This window comes from Allobosea sp. BE125 (assembly GCF_031456075.1).
In the GTDB taxonomy this organism is placed as follows: domain Bacteria; phylum Pseudomonadota; class Alphaproteobacteria; order Rhizobiales; family Beijerinckiaceae; genus Allobosea.
Map to the genome: position 1 here is coordinate 223,311 of NZ_JAVDTY010000009.1, position 22,224 is coordinate 245,534.

Consider the following 22,224-nt stretch of genomic DNA (forward strand, 5'->3'; position numbering starts at 1 on the left):
ATGCGTCCGAGCCTATAGCAGCAGCGGCGAGCCGGCCGCCATGGCGAAGCGCCCGGCGCCCATCTCCGCATCGCCCGACGAGACGCCCATGCCCGCTTCCGGCTTGCCCTTCGACGATATCCGAGAGCTCATCGCCGCCATGCCCGGCCCCGACATGGCCGCGGCCAATGCGGTGCGTGCCCGCGACAAGGAGCTGACCAAGCCCGCTGGCAGCCTCGGCCGCATGGAGGAGATCGCCGAATGGCTCGCCGCCTGGCAGGCCAAGCCGATCCCGCGCGTCGACCGGCCGCTGGTCTGCGTCTTCGCCGGAAATCATGGCGTGGTGGCGCAAGGCGTCTCCGCCTTTCCGCAGGCGGTGACGCGCCAGATGCTGGAGAATTTCGCCGCCGGCGGCGCGGCGATCAACCAGATCTGCGCGGCCTTCGATATCGGCTTCAAGGTCTTCGACCTCGCGCTCGACCTGCCGACCGGCGATTTCACGCAAGGCGATGCGCTCGACGAGCGCGCCTGCGTCGCCACCATGGCCTTCGGCATGGAGGCGCTCGCGGGCGGGGCCGATCTGCTTTGCCTCGGCGAGATGGGCATCGGCAACACCACCTCGGCAGCCGCGATCTATGCCGCGCTCTATGGCGGCGATGCCGCGATCTGGTGCGGCCGCGGCACCGGCGTCGACGACGCCGGTCTGAAGCGCAAGGTCGCCGCCGTCGAGACGGGGCTTGCCCTGCACGCAGCCCATCTCGGCGACCCGCTCGAGGTCCTGCGCCGCTTCGGCGGGCGCGAGATCGCGGCGATCTGCGGCGCCATCATCGCCGCGCGCTCGCAGCGCATCCCGGTCATTCTCGACGGCTATGTCGTCACCGCCGCCGCCGCGATCCTGCACGCGCTGGAGCCGTCATCGATCGACCATTGCCTCGCCGGCCATCTCTCGGCCGAGGGCGCGCATGCGCAGGTCCTGGCCCGGCTCGGCAAGCAGCCGCTGCTGGCGCTCGACATGCGGCTGGGCGAGGGCACGGGGGCGGCGCTCGCCGCCTCGCTGGTCAAGGCCGCGGCCGCAATCCATTCCGGCATGGCGACCTTCGCCCAGGCTGGTGTGGCGGGGAAGAGGACGGCGGAGGCCTGAGCCTCGTCAGGCTTCGCCCTGGCCGCTCTCGTCGCCGCCTTGCGTCAGCGCCTGCCGCAGGAAGTCGCGTAGCGCTCGCATGGCGGGGCTGGCGCGGCCAGGCGCCATGTGCAGCGCTATTTCGGAGGCCGGCAGGGCCGGCAGGCCGTCGTTCGCGTCGAGCAAGCGCAGGCCCGGCCGCGCCGTGCCGGCCTTGACGATGGTCACGGCGGCGCCCGAGGCCGCCATGGCCTCGACCGCGCCGATGCTGGAGCTGCTGAACAGGATGCGCCAGCTCAGCCCCGCCGCGTTCAAGGCGGCAAGCCCCCATTCCCGGTACATGTTGGGGGCGCTGAGCAGAGCCAGCTTGAGGGGCTCCTCCAGTGACAGGCCATGCCGGTCGGAGCAGGCCCAGAGCGTCCGTTCGCTGCGCAGCACCTCGCCGCGCCCGTCGCCCTGCTTCTGGGTGGTGAGCACGAGGTCGAACTCTTCGCCGAGCCTGGTCAGCAGATCGCGAGTGAAGCCGGTCGTGACCTCGAGCTCGACATCGGGATGGGAGCGCACGAAGCGGGCGAGCGTCTCCGGCAGCACGATCGTGGCATAGTCGTCCATCACCGCCAGCCGCACCGGCCCGCTCACGCTCTGCGCATCGGCGACGTCGAGCGCCTCGTCATGCAAGGCCACGATGCGGCGCGCATAGCCCAGGAAATCCTCGCCGGCGCGCGTCAGCGCCACCTCATGGGGCGAGCGCTGCAGCAAGGTGTGGCCGACCAGCTCCTCCAGCCGACGCACCTGCGAGCTGATCGTCGACTGGCTGCGGAACAGCGCTGCCGCGGCGCGCGTAAAACTGCCCTTTTCGGCGATGGTCACCAGGCAGCGCATCAGGTCGATGTCGATGTTGCGGATCATGCGGTGTCTTCCCGACGCGCCTGCCGTCGAAACCGCCGGCCTAGCCCGTTATGCCAACTCCGGCGGGCCGTCTCCAGCCACCTATGATCGGCAATGCCGATCTTGGAAATCGAGGAATTCAATTTTGAGGGAGGCAGCACAGCGATTAGCGTGCCGGCGATATTTTGACGTCCAGTCTCCCGGGCGGAGAGGGTGAATCATGCCGAAGCTGAGATCAGACACCACCACCAAGGGCCGCAACATGGCCGGCGCGCGCGGCCTCTGGCGCGCCACCGGCATGAAGGACAGCGATTTCGGCAAGCCGATCATCGCCGTGGTCAACTCCTTCACCCAGTTCGTGCCGGGCCATGTCCATCTCAAGGATCTCGGCCAGCTCGTCGCCCGAGAGATCGAAAAGGCCGGCGGTGTCGCCAAGGAGTTCAACACCATCGCGGTCGATGACGGCATCGCGATGGGCCATGACGGCATGCTCTACAGCCTGCCCTCGCGCGAGATCATCGCCGACAGCGTCGAGTACATGGTCAACGCCCATTGCGCCGACGCCATGGTCTGCATCTCGAATTGCGACAAGATCACGCCCGGCATGCTGATGGCGGCGATGCGGCTCAACATCCCCGCCGTCTTCGTCTCCGGCGGGCCGATGGAAGCGGGCAAATACATCGCCGAGGGCGTGCTCAAGAAGGTCGACCTCGTCGATGCGATGGTGGCCGCCGCCGATAGCAAATATTCCGACAGCGAAGTCGATGTGATCGAGCGCTCCGCCTGCCCGACCTGCGGCTCCTGCTCGGGCATGTTCACCGCCAATTCGATGAACTGCCTGACCGAGGCGCTGGGGCTGGCGCTGCCGGGCAATGGCTCGGTGCTGGCGACCCATGCCGACCGCAAGCGCCTCTTCGTCGAGGCCGGGCACCTGATCGTCGACATCGCCCGGCGCTGGTACGAGCAGGACGACAGCTCCGTGCTGCCGCGCAATGTCGCGAGCTTCAAGGCCTTCGAGAACGCGATGACGCTCGACATCGCCATGGGCGGCTCGACCAATACGGTGCTGCATCTGCTCGCCGCCGCCCATGAGGCCGAGATCGCCTTCACCATGGCCGATATCGACCGGCTGTCGCGGCGCGTGCCCGTGCTGTGCAAGGTCGCGCCCTCCGTGGCCAACGTCCATATGGAGGATGTCCACCGCGCTGGCGGCATCATGGCGATCCTCGGCGAGCTCGAGCGCGCCGGGCTGATCGACACCTCGCTGCCGACGGTCCATGCGGCGACGATGGCCGAGGCCCTGTCGCGCTGGGACATCACGCGCACACAGAGCGAGGCGGTGCGCTCATTTTACAGCGCGGCGCCGGGCGGCGTGCCGACCCAGGTCGCCTTCAGCCAGGAGCGCCGCTTCGAGGAACTCGATCTCGATCGCGCCGGTGGCGTCATCCGCGACAAGGACCATGCCCATTCCAGGGATGGCGGGCTTGCCGTGCTGTCCGGGAACATCGCGCTCGACGGTTGCATCGTGAAGACGGCCGGCGTCGACGCCTCGATCCTGAGCTTCTCCGGGCCGGCGGTGATCTTCGAGAGCCAGGACGCGGCCGTCGAGGGCATCCTCAACCGCAAGGTCAAGGAGGGCGACGTCGTCGTCATTCGCTATGAGGGGCCGCGCGGCGGACCGGGCATGCAGGAAATGCTCTATCCGACGAGCTATCTGAAATCGAAGGGGCTCGGCAAGGCCTGCGCGCTGGTCACCGATGGGCGCTTCTCGGGCGGCTCGTCCGGCCTCTCGATCGGCCATGTCTCGCCTGAAGCCGCCGAGGGCGGCGCGATCGGTCTTGTCGAGAACGGCGACATCATCGCCATCGATATCCCGAATCGCGGCATCAGCCTGCAGGTCTCGCAGGAGGAGCTGGCGCGCCGGCGCGCCGCGATGGAGGCCAGGGGCAAGGACGCCTGGAAGCCCGCCGCGCCGCGCAAGCGCAAGATCACGACCGCGCTCAAGGCCTATGCCGCGATGACGACGAGCGCCGCCAAGGGCGCGGTCCGGGTCGTGGATTGAAGGGGGGAGGAGCGAGAGGCAGCACTCTCGCCATTCGCCTCTTCAGAGGCTGGCCCGAGATGAAGCCAAAGATTTCAATGGCCCTGTCCTGACCACCTCCGCTGCGTCATTCCGGGCGCAGCCCCCGGGTCTTGCCTTCGGCAAGCCCGAGTACAGGCTCCGCGAAGCAATCCAGAGGCGCTCGCTCTTCCCTTCTCCCCTGGCGGGAGAAGGTGGCGCGCAGCGCTGGATGAGGGGGCTCCGTGCCCTTTCCGGTTGGCGGCGTTTCAGGCCAGACGGTGAGCTCACAGCGCCCCCTCATCCGTCTCGGCTTCGCCGAGCCACCTTCTCCCGCCGGGGGAGAAGGGAAAGTGCGCACGTGCAAGCGCGGGGAACCCTCTCTTGTAAGGAGAGGGCAGGGTGAGGTGTCGGCCGTTTGACGCTTTGGCCGTGACCTCACCGCTGCTTCGCTGTGTTGTTCAGGGCAGCCTCTTCAAGCCGCCCGCGTCGTCGGTTCCGGCAGAGCCGCCAGCGTATCCATCACCCGCTCGGCCGGGAGCGTGATCGTCACTTCGGTCCCGGCGCGCGGCTTCGATTTCAGATGGAAGCCGCCGCTATGCAGGTCGATCAGCCCCTTCACGATCGGCAGGCCGAGGCCTGACCCTTGCTCGGCCGTCTTGATCGCCAGCGAGCCGCGCCCGAAGGTCTGCAGCACGATCGGGATTTCATCCTCCGGGATGCCCGGTCCGGTATCGGTGATCGAGACATATTGCCCGCCATTGGCGGTCCAGCCGACCTTGATTGAGATCTCGCCGCCCTGCGGGGTGAACTTGATCGCGTTGGAGAGAATGTTCAGCACCACCTGCCGGATCGCCCGCTCATCGGCCCAGACCTTGGGCAGATGCGGCTCGATCGCCTCACGGATCGTCTGGCCCTTGGCCTTGGCGCGCAGGTTCAGCATGTGGCGGCAATCATCGGCGATGGCGGCGAGCGAGAGCGCTTCCTCGTTCAGCTCGTATTTGCCGGCCTCGATGCGCGAGAGATCGAGGATCTCGTTGATCAGCTCGAGCAGATGCTGGCCCGAGCCGTGGATGTCGGCGGAATATTCCTTGTAGGCGGCGTTGGCGTGCCCGCCGAAAACCTCGTTCTTCATCACCTCCGAGAAGCCCAGGATCGCGTTGAGCGGCGTGCGCAACTCATGGCTCATCGTGGCCAGGAAGCGCGATTTGGCGAGGTTGGCTTCCTCCGCCTTGCGCCTGGCCTCGTCGGAATTGGCGGTCGCGGTTTCCAGCTCCGCGATCAGCGCGTCCTTTTCGGCGCGGAATTCGATGGTCGAGACCGAGCTGGCATAGAGCCGGTTGGCCAGGAAGATGAAGAAGAACTGGGCGGAAGCCGCCATCAGCGCCATCGTCACGCTGTCGATATCGCTGCGGCCCCAGAAGAACAGGCCGATGCCGACGGTGATGGGAAGCAATCCGGCATAGACGGCGATCGGGATCGAGGCCGACAGCATCACGGTCAGCGCGCTGACGATCAGCAGGGTCGTGGTGACGAAGACCTTGGCGCCCGGCGCGCTGCTCTGCGCGAACAGCAACAGGATCAGGGACCAGGTGAAGCCATGGACCCCTTCCGCCAGGGCAAAGAGTCGGCGCCACAGCCGGATCCGGACATCGCCGGTCTCCTGCGCCAGGAAACGCCGACACAGGATCACGATGACCAGCGAGCTGAGGATGACGGCGCCGACCCAGGGCGCGACCCTGGAGATCGGTGTCCACAGGCAGGCCGCAGCCGCGATGCAAAGCGCCAGCACCAGCGTGCCGACCGTGCCGTTCATGCGGTATTGCGCGAATAGCCGCAGCAATTCGTAGTCGAAGGCGCGCTCGAGTCCGGTCGATGAGGTCAGTCGCTCGCGAACGGATTTGACCTCGCGCGTGACGAGCTTGCGGCGCGCCAATGCGTTCGGGTCGGGCCCACGCCCGCGTTGCACCTGTTCAGCCGTGACTTCCGCCATGATCGAAGCAAAAATTTCCTCGCCCGGCAGCGCAGGATGCACCGCCGGCTCGCCATCATGGTCGGTAAATCGTTAAGCTCTTCCTGATGGCGCGCTTCGGATTCGGTCGTTTCAGGTCAGGCCCCTTCGGCTGGCGGCGCGTCAGCCGGCTGGTCGATCTCGTGGTCGCCCTTGGAATCCTTGGTTTATTGGCGATAGCGGGCGCCGTGCTGCAATATCGGCTCGGGCCTGCGCGCATGCTGACCGGCGCGGCGCAGGCGATCGATGGCGATTCGCTGCGGCTGAACGGCGAGGAATTGCGCCTGGAAGGGCTGGATGCGCCCGAATATCGCCAGAGCTGCATGACCAAGGCGGGCAGGCCGGTCGATTGCGGACGCAGCGCGCGCCGCGCCTTGGCGGATTTGCTGGAGCGTGGCCTCGTCACCTGCGAGATCAGCAAGCTCGATCGCTATGGCCGCGGCCTCGCCCATTGCCGCGTCGGCGAGATCGACATCAATGCCGAACTGGTGCGGCAGGGCCAGGCGGTCGCCTATGGCGGCTATCGCAACGAGGAAGAGCAGGCGAGGGCGGCCGGGCGCGGGCTCTGGGCGCTCGACTTCGAGCGGCCCGAGACCTGGCGGCGGGAACATCCGCGGTAGGAGACGACGTCGAGAGGCGAGTTCCACCCTATAAATAGGGTACACTCTTCTTTCTGGTCGACAGCCTGCGGCGCGGAATTACCATCTTGGTTCACGCTGCCCATTTTTTGGATGATTTTTGCCGTAAGCGGCAGCGTCTCAGCTGAAAAGCACTATTGACGCTCATTCTGGAATAGTGTGCACTCTATAAATCGAAGATTTCAAAAGCGCTCGCACCTCACCAGCACTCACGTCTCTCAAAAGCACCTGTGTCTCCCCAGCGGAAGGACTCGCATGCTCGCGTCAGGACAGTCGGGACCGGCACGGGACGCCGCCGAGAGCGCCGCCCGCGCGACGCTGCCTGAGCCTTACGACGTCACCGAGCAGATCGGCTACCTGCTGCGCCGCGCTTATCACCGGCATCTCGCGATCTTCCAGGAGCATATCGGCGACCCGCAGATGACTGCGGTGCAGTTCGCGACCTTGTGCGCCCTCGAGCGCCAGGGCCAGGCCTCCCAGAAGGATCTGATCGCCGCCACCGCGATCGACCAGGGCACGATCCGCGGCATTCTCGAGCGCCTGCACGCGCGCGGCTGCATCACCCTCGACAAGGACCGCCAGGACGCCCGCAAGGTCCTGGTCGCGATCACGCCGGCGGGGCGGGCCCTGCTCGAGGAGATGATCCCCCGGGCGCGCGACATCACGCACCGCACTTTGGCGGAGCTCAATCCCGCCGAGCAGGCGGCGGCGATCTTCGTTCTCAGGAAAATGTTCTGACCCGCAACCCCGCATCCAACCCGTTCGCAGCATCGTGAGGCAAGACGCATGTATGACCGCTTCTCCGCACTTCGCATGGTCGACCTCTGGCTGGCGGAGGACATCGGCTTCTTCGACCTGACGGCCCAGCTGATGATCGATCCCAAGGCCCGCGCCACCTTTCACATGAATGCGCGCGAGCCGATCACGGTCGCCGGCATCGAGGTCGCTGCGGCCGTCTTCACGCGCTACGAGCCGTCCTGCCAGGTGGAATTGAAGGTCGAGGACGGACAAGCCGTCGACAAGGGCGCGGTGCTGATGATCGTCAGCGGGCCGGCGCAGGCCCTGCTCACCGCCGAGCGCGTGGCGCTCAACATCGTCCAGCGCCTGTCCGGCATCGCCACAGAGACTGCGAAATATGCCGCCGCCATCGCCCATACCAAGGCGCGGCTGCTCGATACCCGCAAAACGACGCCGGGCCTGCGGATGCTGGAGAAGCATGCCTCCGCCTGCGGCGGCGCGCTCAATCACCGGCTCGGCCTCGACAATGGCGTGATGCTCAAGGACAACCATATCGCGGTCTGCGGCAGCATCACCGAGGCGGTTCGCCGGGCGAAGCTGAAGGTTCCGGCGCTGACCAAGATCGAGGTCGAATGCGACCGGCTGGAGCAGGTCCGCGAGGCGCTGGCGGCAGGCGCCGATGTGATCATGCTCGACAACATGGCGATCCCGGCGATGCGCGAAGCCGTTCTCTTGGTCGACGGCCGGGCGGCGCTGGAGGCCTCGGGCGGGATCAGGCTCGATACGATCGCCGCGATCGCCGAGACCGGCGTCGACTACGTCTCGACGAGCCGGCCGCTGCAATCGGCGCCGGCGGTCGATATCGGCCTCGACGAGCCGCGCTGACGAGGCAGGCGGACGAAACCCGATGAAACCCGGCATTCTCTTCGTCATTGTTGGTGCGAGCGGTGTCGGGAAGGACACGCTGATCGCCGGCGCGATGGCCACTCTTGCGCCATCGGGTCTTGCGGCGCCAGCTCTTGCGGCGTCCGGCCGCTATGTCGCCTGCCGGCGGGTCATCACGCGCGTGGAAGGGCCGGGCGAGGATCACGAGCCCGTCTCTCCCGCAGAGTTCGAGCGCCGTGCCGCGGCCGGCGGCTTCCTGCACCGCTGGCAGGCGCATGGGCTGAGCTATGGGCTGCCGATCGAGCTGCGCGCCGAGCTGGCGGCCGGGCGCCATGTCGTCGCCAATGGCTCGCGCGGGGCCTTGGCGGGGCTGATCGACGTCGTGCCGCGCCTCGTCGTCATCGAGATCACGGCGCCACGCGCAAGGCTGCGCGAGCGCATCCTGGCGCGTGGCCGCGAGAGCGCAGCCGAGATCGACCAACGCCTCGACCGCAGCCCCGATCCGCTGCCGGATGGGATCGAGCTCCTGACGGTCGCCAATGACGGGACTGTCGAGGCCGGGATCGCGCAGCTTGTCGCGGCGATCGAGAGCGCCGCCGCGCGCATGGCGCTGCGCCGCATGCCGATCCATGCGGGCCGCACGAATATGGCGTTCCTGCCGCTGGACAGCAGCGCGGTGCCGGCCGCGACCTATGCCGGCAGCGGGCGCATCGAGCTCATGGCCGCCGGGCGCAGCGTGCGCGCCGCGGTCAGCTTGGTCGAGCCGGGTGCATTTCTCGGCGATGACGAGATCGGCCTGTCGGCCGAGGCCTTCGATACGCTCGCGCTGCCCGACGGCCATAGGGTGTCGATCAGGCGCACGCCGACGCCCGGCAGCCGCGCGCTGCTCTGCCGCAAGATCGATGGCGGGCGCCTCTGCGCCGATGAATACGAGACGCTGTTCCGCGACATCGTCGAGGATCGCTATCCCGAGAGCGAGGTCTCGGCCTTCCTGGTCAAGACGATCCAGAACCTCGACGATGTCGAGGTCGTCGCCGTCGCCCAGGCGCGCTGCCGCTTCATGGCCAGGATCGCCTGGGACGCGCCGATCGTCGTCGACAAGCATTCGCTCGGCGGCATTCCCGGCAGCCGCATCACCCTGATCGTGGTTCCGATCGTCGCCGCCCACGGGCTATTGATGCCGAAAACCTCGTCGCGCGCCATCACCTCGGCATCGGGCACGGCCGATGCGATGGAAGCCGCCTGCCGGGTCGACCTGACGGCCGCCGATGTCGCCCGCGTCGTGCGCCAGACCGGCGCCTGCATCGCCTGGAACGGCCGGCTCAACCATTCCGCGCTCGACGACGTGGTCAATGCGATCACGCGGCCGCTCGGCCTCGACAGCAACCGCTGGTCGGTCGCCTCGATCATGTCGAAGAAATGGACCGCGGGATCGACCCATGTCGCGGTCGATTGTCCCTACGGCCCCAACGCCAAGCTGAAGACCCTGGCTGATGCCCGCGAACTCTGCCGCGTCTTCGAGCTGGTCGGCGCCGGGCTCGGCCTCACCGTGCGCGCGCTGGCGACCGACGGCAGCAGTGCGATTGGCCGCGGCATCGGGCCCGCTCTGGAGTTGCGCGATGTCGGCCTGGTGCTGGATTGCGACCCGGCGGCGCCCAGTGATCTGCGCGAAAAAGCCCTGACCTTCGCCGCGGAAATCCTGTCCTTCGATCCCGCAATCGGCGATGCCACCCGCGGACGGGCGCGGGCCGAGGCGCTGCTGGCGTCGGGCGCGGCGCGCGACCGCTTCGACAGCATCGTGGCGGCGCAGGGCCGCACCGCCCGGATCGAGCCTGGACCCCTGACCCATGTCGTGCGGGCGGCGCAGGCGGGCCGCGTCGCCGCCATCGACGGCTGGCAACTGGCCGGTGTCGCGCGCAGCGCTGGCGCGCCGGCGGTCAAGGCGGCAGGCATTGATCTTGCGACATCGGTCGGACAGCACGTCGCGGCCGGCGGGGCGCTCTACACCATTCACGCAACGGGAGCGGCCGATCTGGACGCGGCCGTCGAATTGTCGTCGAGACGATCGGGCATCACGCTGAGCGAGGTTTTCGAGACGGTCTGACCACAGCTCGACCTTGCTGACCACGAGCATTGTCTATCCAACTGCGGCTGCGTCCTCCGCTTCGGGGCACGGGCGGCGATTTTCGGGAGAGATCGTATGGCTTTCAGGACACGCAGCAGCGCTCGATCCCTGGTGGGGGCGCTCGCCTTCGCCGCGACGTCGATCCTGTCGGGCAAGGCTGGCGCGGTCGAAATCTCGATCACGCAATGGGGCGCCAGCCTCTATGGCGCTCCGGTGGCTGTTGCAATCGAGCAGGGCGATTTCAAGAAGGCCGGCATCGACGTGACCGGCGTGGTCGGCTCGGGCGGCGGCGGCACGAGCGTTCGCAACATCCTGGCGAGCGAGGTGCCCTATGGCGAGGTCGCCACGGCTGCTGCCCTTGCCGCCGCCAGGCAGGGGCTGCCGGTCGTGCTGATCCATTCCGGCACCCGCACGGTCGCCGAGGCCAGCCTCGTGACGATGCCGAATTCGGAGATCAAGAGCCTCGAGGACCTCGTCGGCAAGAAGGTCGCGATCACCTCGCCGAAATCGACCTCCGAAATGGTCTTCCTGATGGAGCTGGCGGCGAAGGGCATCGACGCCTCGAAGATCCAGCGCATCGCGTCGGGCGGCTATACGCAGGGGCTGACCATGCTGGAGCAGGGAGCAGTCTCCGCCGCCGTCCTGATCGAGCCGCTGTCGATCCTGCGCAAGGACCGCTACCGCACGGTGATCGCGGCTAAGGGCCTGCTGCCGGCGATGACGACCTCGGTCGGCATCACCACCCGCGACTTCGCCAAGGCCAAGCCCGAGCAGCTCAAGGCCCTGATCGCCGGCCGCCGCATGGGCGTGCAGGCGATCTACCGCGCGCCGGAAGCCGCCTCCGACATGGTCGCCAAGCAGTTCAACATGGACCCGGGCCTGGCCAAGGTCGCGATGCTGAACATGATCGAGCCGCAGATGTGGAGCGAGGGCGCCTTCAGCATGGCCGAGCTGAACCGGATCGGCGAGGGCCTCAAGCTCGTCGGCGAAATCTCCGCCTTGCCGGATTGGGGGGCGCTGATCGACCGCTCCTTCCTGCCGGCCGATCTCAAGGCCGACCAATGACGGTCTTGGCCATGGCGTCACGCGGCGCGCCGAAAGCAGCGGAGCCGCCGGCCGCGAGCCTCAAGGGCGTGACGCGCCATTACCGCTTCCCCGGCGGGGCTAAGACGCTGCATGCGCTGGGGCCGATCGATCTCGACCTCCGGCAGGGCGAGTTCTTCTCGGTCGTCGGCCCGTCGGGCTGCGGAAAATCGACGCTGCTCGACGTGCTGGCGGGGCTGAACCCGCCCAGCGAAGGCACGGCGAGCTTCGAGGGCAAGCCGATCACCGGCGTGCCCGACGGCATCGGCGTCGTCTTCCAGGAGGATGCCTCGTTTCCCTGGCTGACGGTCGAGGCCAATGTCGCCTTCGGCCTGAAGCGGGCCGGAATCGACCAGGCCGAGATCGACCGCCGCGTCGATTATGCCGTCGGCTTCATGGGCCTGCGTGATTTCCGGCAGTCTTATCCGGCGCAGCTCTCGGGCGGGATGCGGCAGCGCGTCTGCATCGCACGCACGCTCGTGCTGCAGCCGCGGCTGATCCTGCTCGACGAGCCATTCGGCGCGCTCGACCAGCAGACCCGGCTGATCATGGGCGACGAATTGCTGCGGCTCTGGCGCGAGACCAGGGCGACCGTGCTGCTGATCACGCATTCGCTCGACGAGGCCGCGATGCTGGCCGACCGCGTCGGGGTGATGTCGGCGCGGCCGGGCCTGTTCATCGACGTCATCGAGACCGGCTGGCCCAGCGACCGCGACAGCCGGATCGTCGCCGATCCGCGCTTCGGTGAGATGACCGGCCGAATCTGGGAGAAGCTGCGTACTGAGACGATGAAGCACATGCAGACTCAAGGGGCAGGGCCGCGATGAGATATCGTGCGCTCGTCACCCTGGCCGTCGTGCTGGCCTGCGTATTGGCGCTGGAGCTGGCCTGCGCCTTGGGCTGGGTCGCCAGGACCGTGATCATCCCGCCCAGCGAGATGGTCGGCAGCCTCCGCGACATCCTGTGGTCGGGCGAGTTCAACCGCGCGATCGCCCTGACCCTGACCAATGTGATGATCTCGGTCGTGATCTCGATTGCAGCGGGGTTCGTGCTGGGCGTCGCGATCCATGCCAGCGATTTCCTGCGGCGCGCGGTCGAGCCCTATCTCGCGAGCTACTACGCCGTCCCGACCTTCATCTTCTACCCGGTCTTCATCGTGCTGTTCGGCGTCAACAGCGCCGCCATCATCGCCATCGCCGTGCTGCTCTCGATCGTGGCGATGATCACCGCCACGATGAACGGCCTCGACCGGATTCCGACCGTGCTGCTGCGCACTGCCAAGATCATGCGGCTGTCGCCGGTCAAGACCGCGCTGATGATCCAGCTGCCGGCGGCGGCGCCGTATTTCTTCACCGGGGCGCGGCTGAGCGTGGCCTACTCCTTCATCGGCGTCATCGCCTCGGAGTTCATCCTGTCGGGCGACGGGCTCGGCTACGCCATCGCCTATGCCTACAATAATTTCGAAAACCGGCAGATGTACGGGCTGATGCTGCTGATCGTGATCGCGGTCACGCTCGTCAACATGACGCTCGACCGGCTGGACCGCCGCCTGCAATCGCGCCTGCGCCGCTGAGGTCCAAGATGTCGAGCAAAGCGATGTCGAGCAAAACCTTGCCGAGCAAAGCCATGCCGAGCCAAACCCTGCCAGGCGAAGCCTTGCGAAACATCGTGCCGCCGATCGTGCTGGCCCTGGTCCTGATCCTGTGCTGGCAGGGGCTGCACCTCGCCACCGCATCGGGCGCGATCAGTTCGCCCGCCGCGACCTTGGCGCGGCTCGTCGTCTTGATGGGGAGCGGCCGCTTCTGGCTCGACGTCGCCGAGACCGGCACGGCCTTCGCCTGGGCGCTGGCGTTGTCGATCGTGCTCGGCATCGGGCTTGGCGTCGTGCTTGCCTTGCTGCGGCCGGTCGGCGAGGTGATGGAGCCGATCCTGGTGACGTTCTACTCGCTGCCGAAGGTGACGCTTTATCCGCTGGTCCTGCTGATCTTCGGGCTCGGAATGCCGGCGAAGGTCGCCTTCGGCATCATGCACGGGCTCGTGCCGATCACGCTCCTGACGCGCAACGCCATCACCCAATTGAAGCCGGTCTATCTGCGCACGGCCAAGGTGATGCGGCTCAGCGCGTTCGAGGCGGTGCGGTCCGTCGTTCTGCCGGCGATCATCCCTGAACTCGTCGCCGGCATCCGCATTGGTTTCTCGCTGAGCCTGCTCGGCGTCCTGATCGGCGAGATGTTCGCGTCAAAACGGGGCCTGGGCTTCACCGCCGTCAACGCGATGGGCCTGGGCGATCTCGACACGATCATGGCGATCGGCCTGTTCCTGGCGCTCTTCGCGGTGCTGGCGAATAGCGGGCTCCTGTCGCTGGAGCGCGCGATCCGTCACCGCTCGGCCGGCCGGTAGGGGGAGCCTGAACCACCCGTCATTGCGAGAAGCGCAGCGACGAAGCAATCCAGGCCACAGAGCGAGCCCTCCTGGATTGCTTCGCTGCGCTCGCAATGACGGCCTGAATGATGGCGACTTAGCCGAGGGTCGTCTTCGCGCGTCATTTGCGGTCATCATCGCCAAACATCGATCATGAAATGGCGTCATCCTGTTGACCGCCAAGGCCTCGTCATGGTCGGGTCTGCCCGCAAAAGGGAGAGGTCTTCGATGAAGCTCTATGATGGCGGGCGGGCGCCCAATCCACGGCGGGTGCGGATCTTCTTCGCCGAGAAGGGCGTGCCTCTGCCCGAGCTCGTGCCGGTGGATATCGCGAGGAAGGAGCACAGGAGCGAAAGCTTCACGCGCATCAACCCGCTGCAGCGGCTGCCGGTGCTCGTGCTCGACGACGGCACTGCGCTTGCCGAGACCATTGCGATCTGCCGCTATGTCGAGAGCCTCCATCCGCAGCCGCCGCTGTTCGGGGTCGATCCGAAGCAGCAGGCGCTGACCGAGATGTGGAATCGCCGGGTCGAGCTCGGCCTGTTCAGCAGCGTCTCCGCCGTCTTCCGCCACAGCCACCCCTCGATGGCGGAGCTGGAGGAGCAGGTTCCCGAATGGGCCGAGGCCAATCGCGAGCAGATCGAGGACCATCTCTGGATCCTCGAGCTCCAGCTCGCCGGCAACCGCTTCGTCTGCGGTGAAAACCTGACCGTGGCGGATATCACGGCCGGCATCGCGATCGATTTCATGAAGCCCTCGCGTATTTCGCTGCCCGAGGATTTTGTCCATATCCGCCGTTGGCACGCCGAAATCTCGGCTCGCCCGAGTTGGAAGGCCTGAATGCGCGCGATTGTCGTCCTGGCGCTGGCAAAGCTGGCGCTGGCATCACTGACGCTGGTATCACCCGCCTTCGCCGCCGAGCGCTTGAGCGGCGAGGCGATCAAGCGTGCTTTTGAGGGCAACACGGTCAGCGGCCGCTATACCAATGGCGGCTTCTTCACCGAATATCATGACACGGATGGCCGCGCGCTCGGCCATAATGGCTGGCAGCCCAACAAGGACGCCTGCTGGATCACCAAGGAGGATCAGGTCTGCTATTACTATGGCCCGCCGACCGACCGCACGGTGCATTGCTTCACGGTCGAGGCCACCGAGAAGCTCTATGTGCTGCGCAACGTCTCCAACGGCCAGATCAATGCCTTCGCGACGGTCGAACTCGGCAATCCGCGCAAGCACAGCGACAATGGCGCGCCCTGGTATTGCGACGGGCTGATCTCGCGGGCGCCGGCCCTGCCGATGTCGCGGCGCAGGTTTGCGTCCCGATGATGCGGCGGCTCACCCGCGCTGTCCTTGCCGTGGCCCTGTCGATTCCAGCCGGCGCCGTGGGCCAAGCCGCCGAGCGCCTGAGCGGCGACGCGACCCGCAAGGTATTCGAGGGCAATACGGTGAGCGGCCGCTATTCCGGCAACAACCTGCCCTTCAGCGAATTCCACCATCCCGATGGCCGCGCCAGCGGCCATAACCGCAATGTCGCCAATACGGATGCCTGCTGGATCACCACGGCGGACGCGGTCTGCTACTACTATGGGCCGACCGAGACGCGCCGGACCTATTGCTTCACGGTGGAATTGAGCGGCCGGCTCTATGTGCTGCGCAGCCGGCCGAGCGGGCGCATCAACGGCGTCGCCACCATCGAGCCCGGCGATCCGCATGGCTTCAGTGCCGGCGCCGCGCAATGGACCTGCGACGGGCTGATCTCGCGTGCCCCCGGCCGGTCACGCCTGGCGCGACGGTGAGCCTGGCGGAGCCGCTCGAGGCGGTGCTGCGGGATCTGCGCGCCTGCCGGATCTGCCGCGATGCGCCGCTTTATCCGCCACCCCTGCCGCATGAGCCGCGCCCGGTCATCCAGGCGAGCGTGACGGCGCGGCTCTGCATCGCCGGGCAAGCGCCGGGCACGCGCGTCCATGCCAGTGGCAGGCCCTTCACCGATCCCTCCGGCGTCCGTTTGCGCAGCTGGCTCGGGCTCGACGAGGCCGCCTTCTACGATGAGGCCAGGGTCGCGATCGTGCCGATGGGGCATTGCTTTCCCGGTCTCGACGCCAAGGGCGGGGACCGTCCGCCGCGCCGCGAATGCGCGCCGCATTGGCGCGCCCGCGTCCTCGCGGCGCTGCCGGAGATCGAACTGGTGCTGGCGATCGGTCGCTATGCCCAGGCCTGGCATCTGGGGCCAAGCGAAGGCGCCTCGCTCTCCGAGACGATGGCGAATTGGCGCGCAATCCTGGAGCGGCCGGTCATGCCGCGCGTGCTGCCGCTGCCACATCCCTCCTGGCGCAACAATGCCTGGCTGACGCGCAACCCCTGGTTCGAGGCGGAACTGGTGCCGGTCCTGCGCGCCGAGATCGCGCGGCTGGTCCCGAAGAGCCCGTTTTGAAATTCGAGCCCTCATCCTGAGGAGCCGCGCAGCGGCGTCTCGAAGGATGCTCCAGATGGTTCGGGAGTCTCCTGAAGCATCCTTCGAGACGCCATTCCTGGGCATCGGCCGGAAAAGTGGGAACCGGTTTTCGGGACGAGCCGATGCAAGATCAAAACCATGGCTCCTCAGGATGAGGGCTCAGGGAGCTTCCAAACAGTCTCTAGTGTCCCCGCCGGATCAGCGATAGCCGTAGGTGTAGCCGTCGAGCCCGCGGTCGACGCGGCCCCTGGCCTGGATGACGGTGCGCACCGGACCCAGGGTCGTCTGGTCGCGGGTTTCGAGACGCACGCCGGCCTGTGCCGCCGAGCCGGTCCGGCCGCCCGTGCGGACGCCGTATTCGACGGCGACCGAGCCGCCGAGCCGCACGCAGGCGGTGCTGCCTTCCATGCGCACGAAGCCCGGGCCGTATTCGGGGCAGGGCCGGGCGGTCGAGGCGGGTTTCCAGGGCGTCGCCTTGGAAGTCGTCGTGCTTTGCCCGGGAATCGGCTCGCCGATGACCTGCGCCATGGCGGGGGCGGCCGCAAGCGCGAGCGTCGCGAACGCGAATGCCGGGAGCGCGAATGCCGGGAGCGCGAATGCATGGAATCGGATCAGCACGGTCGGGACCTTCGGATGCGCCATGCGACGATGGTAGCGCCAGAATTCCGGCGAAGCCATGGCCAAGAGCCTCGATATCTAGGTTTCAATGCCATCCGGGCCGTCATTGCGAGCAAAGCGAAGCAATCCAGGAGGACGTCGAGCTCTGCCGCCCCTGGATTGCTTCGTCGCTGCGTGCCTCGCAATGACGGCCTGGCTCAAGCCAGAATCCCTCTTGGAGCAAGGCTCCAAGGAAAAACCCCGGCCTTGCGACCGGGGTTCGACAGGCATCGAGTTGGCCGGAAAACCGGCCGGTCGCTCTCTTCAGAGCTGATTGGCCGCGCGCGCGCGGATCAGGAAATTGTCATAGGAATATTCGGCGATCTGGAACCAGAGATACTGGTCGCCGCGGAAGGCGGACATCGCCTCGTAGATCTTCTTGAAATCGGCGTTCTTGGCCGAGGTCTCGGCATAGACCTCCTTCGAGGCCTTGAGGCAGGCTTCCATGATCTCCTGGGAGAAGGGCCGCAGCTGCGCGCCCGCACCGACGAGGCGCTTCAATGCGGCCGGGTTGCGTGCGTCGTACTTCGCCTGCATGTCGACATTGGCGAGTGCCGCAGCCGTGGTCAGGATCGATTTGTAGACCTTCGGCAGGGCGTCCCATTTCGCCGTGTTGATGAAGAAATGCAGCGCCGCGCCGCCCTCCCACCAGCCCGGATAGTAATAAAATGGCGCGACCTTGTTGAAGCCGAGCTTCTCGTCATCGGCGGGGCCGACCCATTCGGCGGCGTCGATCGTGCCCTTTTCCAGCGCCGGATAGATGTCGCCGCCGGCGATCTGCTGCGGCACCACGCCGAGCTTGCTCATCACCTGCCCGGCGAAGCCGCCGATGCGCATCTTGACGCCTTGCATGTCGGCGACGGTCTTGATCTCCTTGCGGAACCAGCCGCCCATCTGGCAGCCGGTATTGCCGCCGGGCAGCGCGTAGATATTGGCCTTCTTGTAGAACTCGTTGAGCAGTTCATTGCCGCCGCCATGGTAGAACCAGGCGTTCTGCTGGCGGGCGTTGAGGCCGAAGGGCACGGCCGTACCGAAGGCGTAGGTCGGATCCTTGCCGACATAGTAGTAGGATGCGGTGTGGCACATCTCGACGGTGCCGTTGGTGACGGCGTCGGCGGCCTGCAGCCCGGGCACGATCTCGCCGGCGGCGAAGACCTGGATCTGGAACTTGCCGTCGGTCGCTTCCGAGACGGCCTTGGCCAGGATTTCGGAAGCGCCATAGATCGTGTCGAGCGATTTCGGGAAGGATGAAGTGACGCGCCACTTCACCTCGGGCATCGCTTGCGCGATGGCCGGGCTCGCGATCACGCCGGCCCCCATGCCGACGGCCGCGCCGGCTCCTGCCGTCTTCAGAAATTGACGACGCTTCATCTGGACCTGTCCTCCCTCAAAGACGATGCGCGCGCCGGTTTGGTCCAGTCTTCGCGTTCCCACAAACAAAGCAGGTCTTTTCGCCAGTGCAAGCGAAAAAGCATGGCGCGCATGCAAAAATGACATGGCCGCTTTAAAATCCACTACCTTTGCGCGCAAGAGCCGGCATTTCCGGTGGGGCAGGGGCAGACCAGTACGCCGGCACGATCAGGGAACATGAAAAAAGCCCGGCAACTTGCCGGGCTTTAAGGATGAATCGTCGTGGCCGTGGAAACGCCGCGCCGGAGCGCGGCGCTGGTCTCAGCGGGAGCGCGTGCGTACCTGGAAGACGTCGAAGGTCAGTTCCGCGACCTGCCACCAGAGATAATGGTCTCCGCGGAAAGCGGCCATCGATTCGATCGCTTTCTTGAAGTCGGGGTTCTTGGCCGAGATCTCGGCATAGAGTTCGTTCGAGGCCTTGAGGCAGGCTTCCAGGATCTCCTGGGAGAACGGCCGCAATTGCGTGCCGGCGCCGACGAGACGCTTCAGCGCCGGCGGGTTCACCACGTCGTACTTCGCCGCCATCCAATTGTTGGCATGGGTGCAGGCGGCGGTCAGCGCGGCCTGGTAGGCCTTGGGCAGCGAATTCCACTTCTCCAGGTTGACGAAGGCATGGACCGTCGGCCCGCCCTCCCAGAAGCCCGGATAGTAGTAGAACGGCGCGACCTTGGCGAAGCCGAGCTTCTCGTCGTCATAGGGGCCGACCCATTCGGCGCCGTCGATCGTGCCTTTTTCCAGGGCCGGATAGATGTCGCCGCCGCCGATCTGCTGCGGCACCACGCCGAGCTTCTGCAGCACCTGCCCGGCGATGCCGCCGATGCGCATCTTGATGCCCTGCAGGTCGGCGACGGTCTTGATCTCCTTGCGGAACCAGCCGCCCATCTGCGCGCCGGTGTTGCCGCAGGGCAGGCCGTAGATGTTGAATTTCTTGTAGAACTCGTTGAACAGCTCGTTGCCGCCGCCCTGGTACAGCCAGGCGTTCTGGCCCCGCGCATTGAGGCCGAACGGCACCGAGGCCGCGATTGCGAAGGTCGGATCCTTGCCGACATAGTAATACGACACCGTGTGGCACATCTCGACGGTGTTGTTGGTCACGGCGTCGGCCGCCTGCAGCGCGGGCACGATTTCGCCCGCCGCGAAGACCTGGATCTGGAATTTGCCGTCGGTCAGGTCGGAGACCATCTTGGCCATGACCTCGGCGGCGCCATAGATCGTGTCGAGCGACTTCGGGAAGCTCGAGGCCAGGCGCCATTTCACTTCGGGGTTGGACTGGGCGACGGCCGGCATGGCGACTGCCGCGGCGGCGGCGCCGGCAGTGGCGGTCTGGATAAATTGACGACGCTTCATTTGGAACATCTCCTCCGGGATTTCAGCAAAATGATACGCAGACGGGTTTGCTCCCATCCTGCGGTGTTTCAGGACAATGATGGCTGGCGGCAGCAATCATCAAGGCCGGGCGCATTGTTCTTTGGTGCAACGCGCGCTTGTGTTCGGCCCTATACTTGCACGTTTTTCTCGCACATCTCCCCAAACATCTCGTGACCGTCGAGCAATCCTGCGGGCTCGACAATTGCGCCTGGAACATGGCACGGCTGCGCCGGGAGCGCATGAAACTTTTCACGCGTGTGGTCAACCTCCGCGCGATCTCATGCGGACGAAATTGCGAAAGGCGCGCAAGATGGACCAGGACAAACTCGCAAGCCTGAGGGCGCGCTATGCCGGCGCGAGCGGGGCCGATATCCACGATCCGCGCTTCGCCAAGGTCGCCGCCGACCAGTTCAAGGGCGACAAGCGCAAATGGCCGTTCTCCGACGTCGCGACCTTCATCAGCGCGCCCTATAGGCCGGATGCGCTGAGCCTGCCCGATCTCGGCGGCCTCGATGTCGCGATCATCGGCCTGCCGATGGATCTCGGCGTCACCAACCGCGCCGGCACGCGGCTCGGGCCCCGCGCCGTGCGCGCCGTCGAGCGCATGGGGCCGATGGACCATGTCCTGGGCACGGCCCCCTTCGGCATGCTGAAAGCGGCCGATATCGGCGACGTGCCGTTCCGCTCGCGCTATTCGCTGGAAAGCTGCCATGAGGACATCGAGGCGACCTTCAAGACCATCGTGAAGGCCGGCGTCTCGCCGCTCGCGGTCGGCGGCGATCATTCGATCACCTATCCGATCATGCGCGCGGTCGGCGAGAAGCGCCCGCTCGGCATGGTCCATATCGACGCCCATTGCGACACCTCGGGACCCTATGAGGGCTCGAAATTCCACCATGGCGGCCCGTTCCGGCAGGCGGTGCTCGACGGCGTGCTCGATCCCGCTCGCGTGATCCAGATCGGCATCCGCGGCGGGGCCGAGTATCTCTGGGAGTTCTCCTATGAGAGCGGCATGACCGTGATCCATGCCAATGAGGTCGACGCGCTCGGGCTCGATGCTGTCATCGCCAAGGCGCTTGCCGTCATCGGCGACGGCCCGACCTATGTCTCCTTCGATGTCGATTCGCTCGATCCGGCGTTTGCGCCCGGCACCGGTACGCCCGAGGTCGGCGGGCTCACCCCGCGCGAGGCGCTCGCCATCCTGCGCGGGCTGAAGGGTTCAAACATCGTCGCCGCCGACGTGGTCGAGGTCGCGCCGCAATATGATGCGACCTCCAACACGGCCCAATGCGCGGCGCAGGTGCTCTTCACGCAATTGTGCCTGATCGCGGAAGCCCGCGCCGCGGGCAAGGGCAGGCCGTGAAGCGCAAGGCGCTGACGCTCGACGCGATCGACCGCCGGATCATCGCGGTCCTGCGGGGGGAGGGGCGCATCACCAACCAGGCCCTCTCCGAGCGGGTCGGGCTGTCGGCCCGGCCCTGCCTCGAGCGCGTGCGAAAGCTGGAGGCGTCCGGCCTGATCCGGGGCTATGGCGCCCGCCTTGCGCCGGAGCTCGCCGGCCACGCCATCGTCGCCTTCGCGCAGATTTCGCTGCGCGACCACTCGGTTGGCCGGCGCGAGCGCGTCGAGAAGGTGCTGAAGAGCTGCCCCGACGTGGTCGAGGTCCAGGTCGTCAGCGGCGAGGCCGACTATCTCGCCCGCATCGTGGCGGGCTCGCTGGCCGATTATGAGGAATTGACCGGCGCCTGGCTCGCCGATGCGCAGCTCGGCGTGGCCAGAATCGCCACCACCTTCGCGCTCAAGGCGCTGAAGGAGTTCGAGGGCTATCCGCTGGGCGAGGAGTAGCGCGCCTTCGTCAAATGGCGCGGGGAACCCTTCGCCTGCATCGAAGTCGGGTTTAACCCGACTTCGACACTTTGAGTGTTGAACTCGGGCAAGCCCGAGATCAGGGAGAAGGGCAGGGATGAGGTGTCGGCCCCTGGACCGGTGGGGTGCAGGCCAATCCCAGGTAAGCCCGCGACCAGGCGAGGAAGAGCGCTTCTTCCCTTCTCCCCTGGCGGGAGAAGGTGGCGCGTAGCGCCGGATGAGGGGGCGCCGTGCCCTTTCCGGTTAGCGTCGCAAGGCAAAACGGTAATCGTCGAGCGGCCCCTCATCCGTCTCGGCTTCGCCGAGCCACCTTCTCCCGCGAGGGGAGAAGGGAAAGCGCGTCGACAAGCGCGGGGACCCCTCTCCCTACGGGAGGGTTCTCCGTCGAGGTTCCCTGCCTGATCATGTAACGCAGCCTCAGCCATAAATCGGTCTCAAAACCCGTTGCTCTAACGCCGCGCCGATCTGCCTGCGCGACGCAGCGAGATGAGATGATGAGAGGCGCGATGAGAGCGAAACTGGCT

21 protein-coding genes are annotated in these 22,224 nt (G+C 66.6%); 16 read left to right on the forward strand and 5 right to left on the reverse strand.

Translation table 11 applies throughout. The features are described from left to right. Positions 1-88 precede the first annotated feature (88 nt). Positions 89-1,120: a nicotinate-nucleotide--dimethylbenzimidazole phosphoribosyltransferase gene (cobT, locus tag J2Y55_RS20415; protein WP_310157349.1), complete on the forward strand. Its 1,032-nt coding sequence runs from the start codon at positions 89-91 to the stop codon at positions 1,118-1,120. 6 nt (positions 1,121-1,126) lie between these two features. On the opposite strand, the gene J2Y55_RS20420 is transcribed toward cobT, so the two are convergent. Next, positions 1,127-2,008 carry a LysR substrate-binding domain-containing protein gene (locus tag J2Y55_RS20420; RefSeq protein WP_310157351.1) on the reverse strand — a complete coding sequence of 294 codons (882 nt, stop codon included), beginning with the start codon at positions 2,006-2,008 and terminating at the stop codon, positions 1,127-1,129. 199 nt (positions 2,009-2,207) lie between these two features. Between J2Y55_RS20420 and ilvD the strand changes: the two genes are divergently transcribed. Next, the gene (gene ilvD, locus J2Y55_RS20425) at positions 2,208-4,049 is read left to right on the forward strand and encodes a dihydroxy-acid dehydratase (protein WP_310157353.1); all 1,842 of its coding nucleotides are present in this window, start codon (positions 2,208-2,210) and stop codon (positions 4,047-4,049) included. Between the two features lie 472 nt (positions 4,050-4,521). Here ilvD and J2Y55_RS20430 read toward each other — a convergent pair whose 3' ends face one another. After that, positions 4,522-6,039: a sensor histidine kinase gene (locus tag J2Y55_RS20430; protein ID WP_310157355.1), complete on the reverse strand. Its 1,518-nt coding sequence runs from the start codon at positions 6,037-6,039 to the stop codon at positions 4,522-4,524. Between the two features lie 86 nt (positions 6,040-6,125). Here J2Y55_RS20430 and J2Y55_RS20435 point away from each other — a divergent pair, with 86 nt between their 5' ends. From J2Y55_RS20435 to J2Y55_RS20490, 12 genes are all read left to right on the forward strand, one after another. Continuing rightward, positions 6,126-6,677 carry a thermonuclease family protein gene (locus J2Y55_RS20435; RefSeq protein ID WP_310157357.1) on the forward strand — a complete coding sequence of 184 codons (552 nt, stop codon included), beginning with the start codon at positions 6,126-6,128 and terminating at the stop codon, positions 6,675-6,677. Positions 6,678-6,950: 273 nt separating this feature from the next. Further along, a complete protein-coding gene (locus tag J2Y55_RS20440) occupies positions 6,951-7,433 on the forward strand; it encodes a MarR family winged helix-turn-helix transcriptional regulator (RefSeq protein ID WP_310157358.1) in 483 nt (160 codons plus the stop codon). 48 nt (positions 7,434-7,481) lie between these two features. After that, positions 7,482-8,318 (forward strand): carboxylating nicotinate-nucleotide diphosphorylase, encoded by an 837-nt coding sequence (gene nadC, locus J2Y55_RS20445; protein ID WP_310157360.1) that lies wholly within the window; start codon positions 7,482-7,484, stop codon positions 8,316-8,318. A gap of 22 nt (positions 8,319-8,340) precedes the next feature. Continuing rightward, a complete protein-coding gene (locus tag J2Y55_RS20450; RefSeq protein WP_310157362.1) occupies positions 8,341-10,422 on the forward strand; it encodes a thymidine phosphorylase in 2,082 nt (693 codons plus the stop codon). Between the two features lie 96 nt (positions 10,423-10,518). After that, entirely contained in the window at positions 10,519-11,508 is a 990-nt protein-coding gene (locus J2Y55_RS20455; RefSeq protein ID WP_310157364.1) for an ABC transporter substrate-binding protein, read from the forward strand. Between the two features lie 11 nt (positions 11,509-11,519). Further along, complete coding sequence (locus J2Y55_RS20460) at positions 11,520-12,353, forward strand: ABC transporter ATP-binding protein (RefSeq protein WP_310157366.1); 834 nt, start codon at positions 11,520-11,522, stop codon at positions 12,351-12,353. Then, positions 12,350-13,099: an ABC transporter permease gene (locus J2Y55_RS20465; RefSeq protein WP_310157369.1), complete on the forward strand. Its 750-nt coding sequence runs from the start codon at positions 12,350-12,352 to the stop codon at positions 13,097-13,099. Before J2Y55_RS20460 ends, J2Y55_RS20465 begins: the two co-directional genes overlap by 4 nt. Before the next feature lie 53 nt (positions 13,100-13,152). Continuing rightward, positions 13,153-13,926: an ABC transporter permease gene (locus tag J2Y55_RS20470; RefSeq protein WP_310157371.1), complete on the forward strand. Its 774-nt coding sequence runs from the start codon at positions 13,153-13,155 to the stop codon at positions 13,924-13,926. A gap of 249 nt (positions 13,927-14,175) precedes the next feature. Next, entirely contained in the window at positions 14,176-14,787 is a 612-nt protein-coding gene (locus tag J2Y55_RS20475) for a glutathione S-transferase family protein (protein WP_310157373.1), read from the forward strand. Beyond that, positions 14,788-15,273 carry a hypothetical protein gene (locus J2Y55_RS20480; protein WP_310157375.1) on the forward strand — a complete coding sequence of 162 codons (486 nt, stop codon included), beginning with the start codon at positions 14,788-14,790 and terminating at the stop codon, positions 15,271-15,273. It abuts the gene before it with no gap. Continuing rightward, positions 15,273-15,743 carry a hypothetical protein gene (locus tag J2Y55_RS20485; protein ID WP_310157377.1) on the forward strand — a complete coding sequence of 157 codons (471 nt, stop codon included), beginning with the start codon at positions 15,273-15,275 and terminating at the stop codon, positions 15,741-15,743. Before J2Y55_RS20480 ends, J2Y55_RS20485 begins: the two co-directional genes overlap by 1 nt. Continuing rightward, positions 15,740-16,378 carry a uracil-DNA glycosylase family protein gene (locus J2Y55_RS20490; protein ID WP_404978985.1) on the forward strand — a complete coding sequence of 213 codons (639 nt, stop codon included), beginning with the start codon at positions 15,740-15,742 and terminating at the stop codon, positions 16,376-16,378. The genes J2Y55_RS20485 and J2Y55_RS20490 overlap by 4 nt, the downstream gene beginning before the upstream one ends. 219 nt (positions 16,379-16,597) lie before the next feature. On the opposite strand, the gene J2Y55_RS20495 is transcribed toward J2Y55_RS20490, so the two are convergent. The 3 genes from J2Y55_RS20495 to J2Y55_RS20505 form a co-directional block, all read right to left on the reverse strand. Then, positions 16,598-17,077 carry a porin family protein gene (locus J2Y55_RS20495; protein ID WP_310157379.1) on the reverse strand — a complete coding sequence of 160 codons (480 nt, stop codon included), beginning with the start codon at positions 17,075-17,077 and terminating at the stop codon, positions 16,598-16,600. 243 nt (positions 17,078-17,320) lie between these two features. Then, entirely contained in the window at positions 17,321-18,427 is a 1,107-nt protein-coding gene (locus J2Y55_RS20500; protein ID WP_310157381.1) for a TRAP transporter substrate-binding protein, read from the reverse strand. Positions 18,428-18,727: 300 nt separating this feature from the next. After that, complete coding sequence (locus tag J2Y55_RS20505) at positions 18,728-19,813, reverse strand: TRAP transporter substrate-binding protein (protein WP_092176096.1); 1,086 nt, start codon at positions 19,811-19,813, stop codon at positions 18,728-18,730. 331 nt (positions 19,814-20,144) lie between these two features. Here J2Y55_RS20505 and speB point away from each other — a divergent pair, with 331 nt between their 5' ends. Continuing rightward, positions 20,145-21,197, forward strand: a complete 1,053-nt coding sequence (gene speB / locus J2Y55_RS20510) for an agmatinase (RefSeq protein WP_310157385.1) — start codon at positions 20,145-20,147, stop codon at positions 21,195-21,197. Beyond that, positions 21,194-21,679, forward strand: coding sequence for an Lrp/AsnC family transcriptional regulator (locus J2Y55_RS20515; RefSeq protein WP_310157387.1), 486 nt, complete (start codon positions 21,194-21,196; stop codon positions 21,677-21,679). Before speB ends, J2Y55_RS20515 begins: the two co-directional genes overlap by 4 nt. The last annotated feature ends 545 nt before the right edge of the window (positions 21,680-22,224 follow it).

Excerpts from the sequence above, each read along its gene's own strand:
- cobT (WP_310157349.1), top strand. The coding sequence starts at position 89 with ATGCCCGCTTCCGGCTTGCCCTTCGACGATATCCGAGAGCTCATCGCC.
- J2Y55_RS20420 (WP_310157351.1), bottom strand. The coding sequence starts at position 2,008 with ATGATCCGCAACATCGACATCGACCTGATGCGCTGCCTGGTGACCATC.
- ilvD (WP_310157353.1), top strand. The coding sequence starts at position 2,208 with ATGCCGAAGCTGAGATCAGACACCACCACCAAGGGCCGCAACATGGCC.
- J2Y55_RS20430 (WP_310157355.1), bottom strand. The coding sequence starts at position 6,039 with ATGGCGGAAGTCACGGCTGAACAGGTGCAACGCGGGCGTGGGCCCGAC.
- J2Y55_RS20435 (WP_310157357.1), top strand. The coding sequence starts at position 6,126 with ATGGCGCGCTTCGGATTCGGTCGTTTCAGGTCAGGCCCCTTCGGCTGG.
- J2Y55_RS20440 (WP_310157358.1), top strand. The coding sequence starts at position 6,951 with ATGCTCGCGTCAGGACAGTCGGGACCGGCACGGGACGCCGCCGAGAGC.
- nadC (WP_310157360.1), top strand. The coding sequence starts at position 7,482 with ATGTATGACCGCTTCTCCGCACTTCGCATGGTCGACCTCTGGCTGGCG.
- J2Y55_RS20450 (WP_310157362.1), top strand. The coding sequence starts at position 8,341 with ATGAAACCCGGCATTCTCTTCGTCATTGTTGGTGCGAGCGGTGTCGGG.
- J2Y55_RS20455 (WP_310157364.1), top strand. The coding sequence starts at position 10,519 with ATGGCTTTCAGGACACGCAGCAGCGCTCGATCCCTGGTGGGGGCGCTC.
- J2Y55_RS20460 (WP_310157366.1), top strand. The coding sequence starts at position 11,520 with ATGGCGTCACGCGGCGCGCCGAAAGCAGCGGAGCCGCCGGCCGCGAGC.
- J2Y55_RS20465 (WP_310157369.1), top strand. The coding sequence starts at position 12,350 with ATGAGATATCGTGCGCTCGTCACCCTGGCCGTCGTGCTGGCCTGCGTA.
- J2Y55_RS20470 (WP_310157371.1), top strand. The coding sequence starts at position 13,153 with ATGCCGAGCCAAACCCTGCCAGGCGAAGCCTTGCGAAACATCGTGCCG.
- J2Y55_RS20475 (WP_310157373.1), top strand. The coding sequence starts at position 14,176 with ATGAAGCTCTATGATGGCGGGCGGGCGCCCAATCCACGGCGGGTGCGG.
- J2Y55_RS20480 (WP_310157375.1), top strand. The coding sequence starts at position 14,788 with ATGCGCGCGATTGTCGTCCTGGCGCTGGCAAAGCTGGCGCTGGCATCA.
- J2Y55_RS20485 (WP_310157377.1), top strand. The coding sequence starts at position 15,273 with ATGCGGCGGCTCACCCGCGCTGTCCTTGCCGTGGCCCTGTCGATTCCA.
- J2Y55_RS20495 (WP_310157379.1), bottom strand. The coding sequence starts at position 17,077 with ATGGCTTCGCCGGAATTCTGGCGCTACCATCGTCGCATGGCGCATCCG.
- J2Y55_RS20500 (WP_310157381.1), bottom strand. The coding sequence starts at position 18,427 with ATGAAGCGTCGTCAATTTCTGAAGACGGCAGGAGCCGGCGCGGCCGTC.
- J2Y55_RS20505 (WP_092176096.1), bottom strand. The coding sequence starts at position 19,813 with ATGAAGCGTCGTCAATTTATCCAGACCGCCACTGCCGGCGCCGCCGCC.
- speB (WP_310157385.1), top strand. The coding sequence starts at position 20,145 with ATGGACCAGGACAAACTCGCAAGCCTGAGGGCGCGCTATGCCGGCGCG.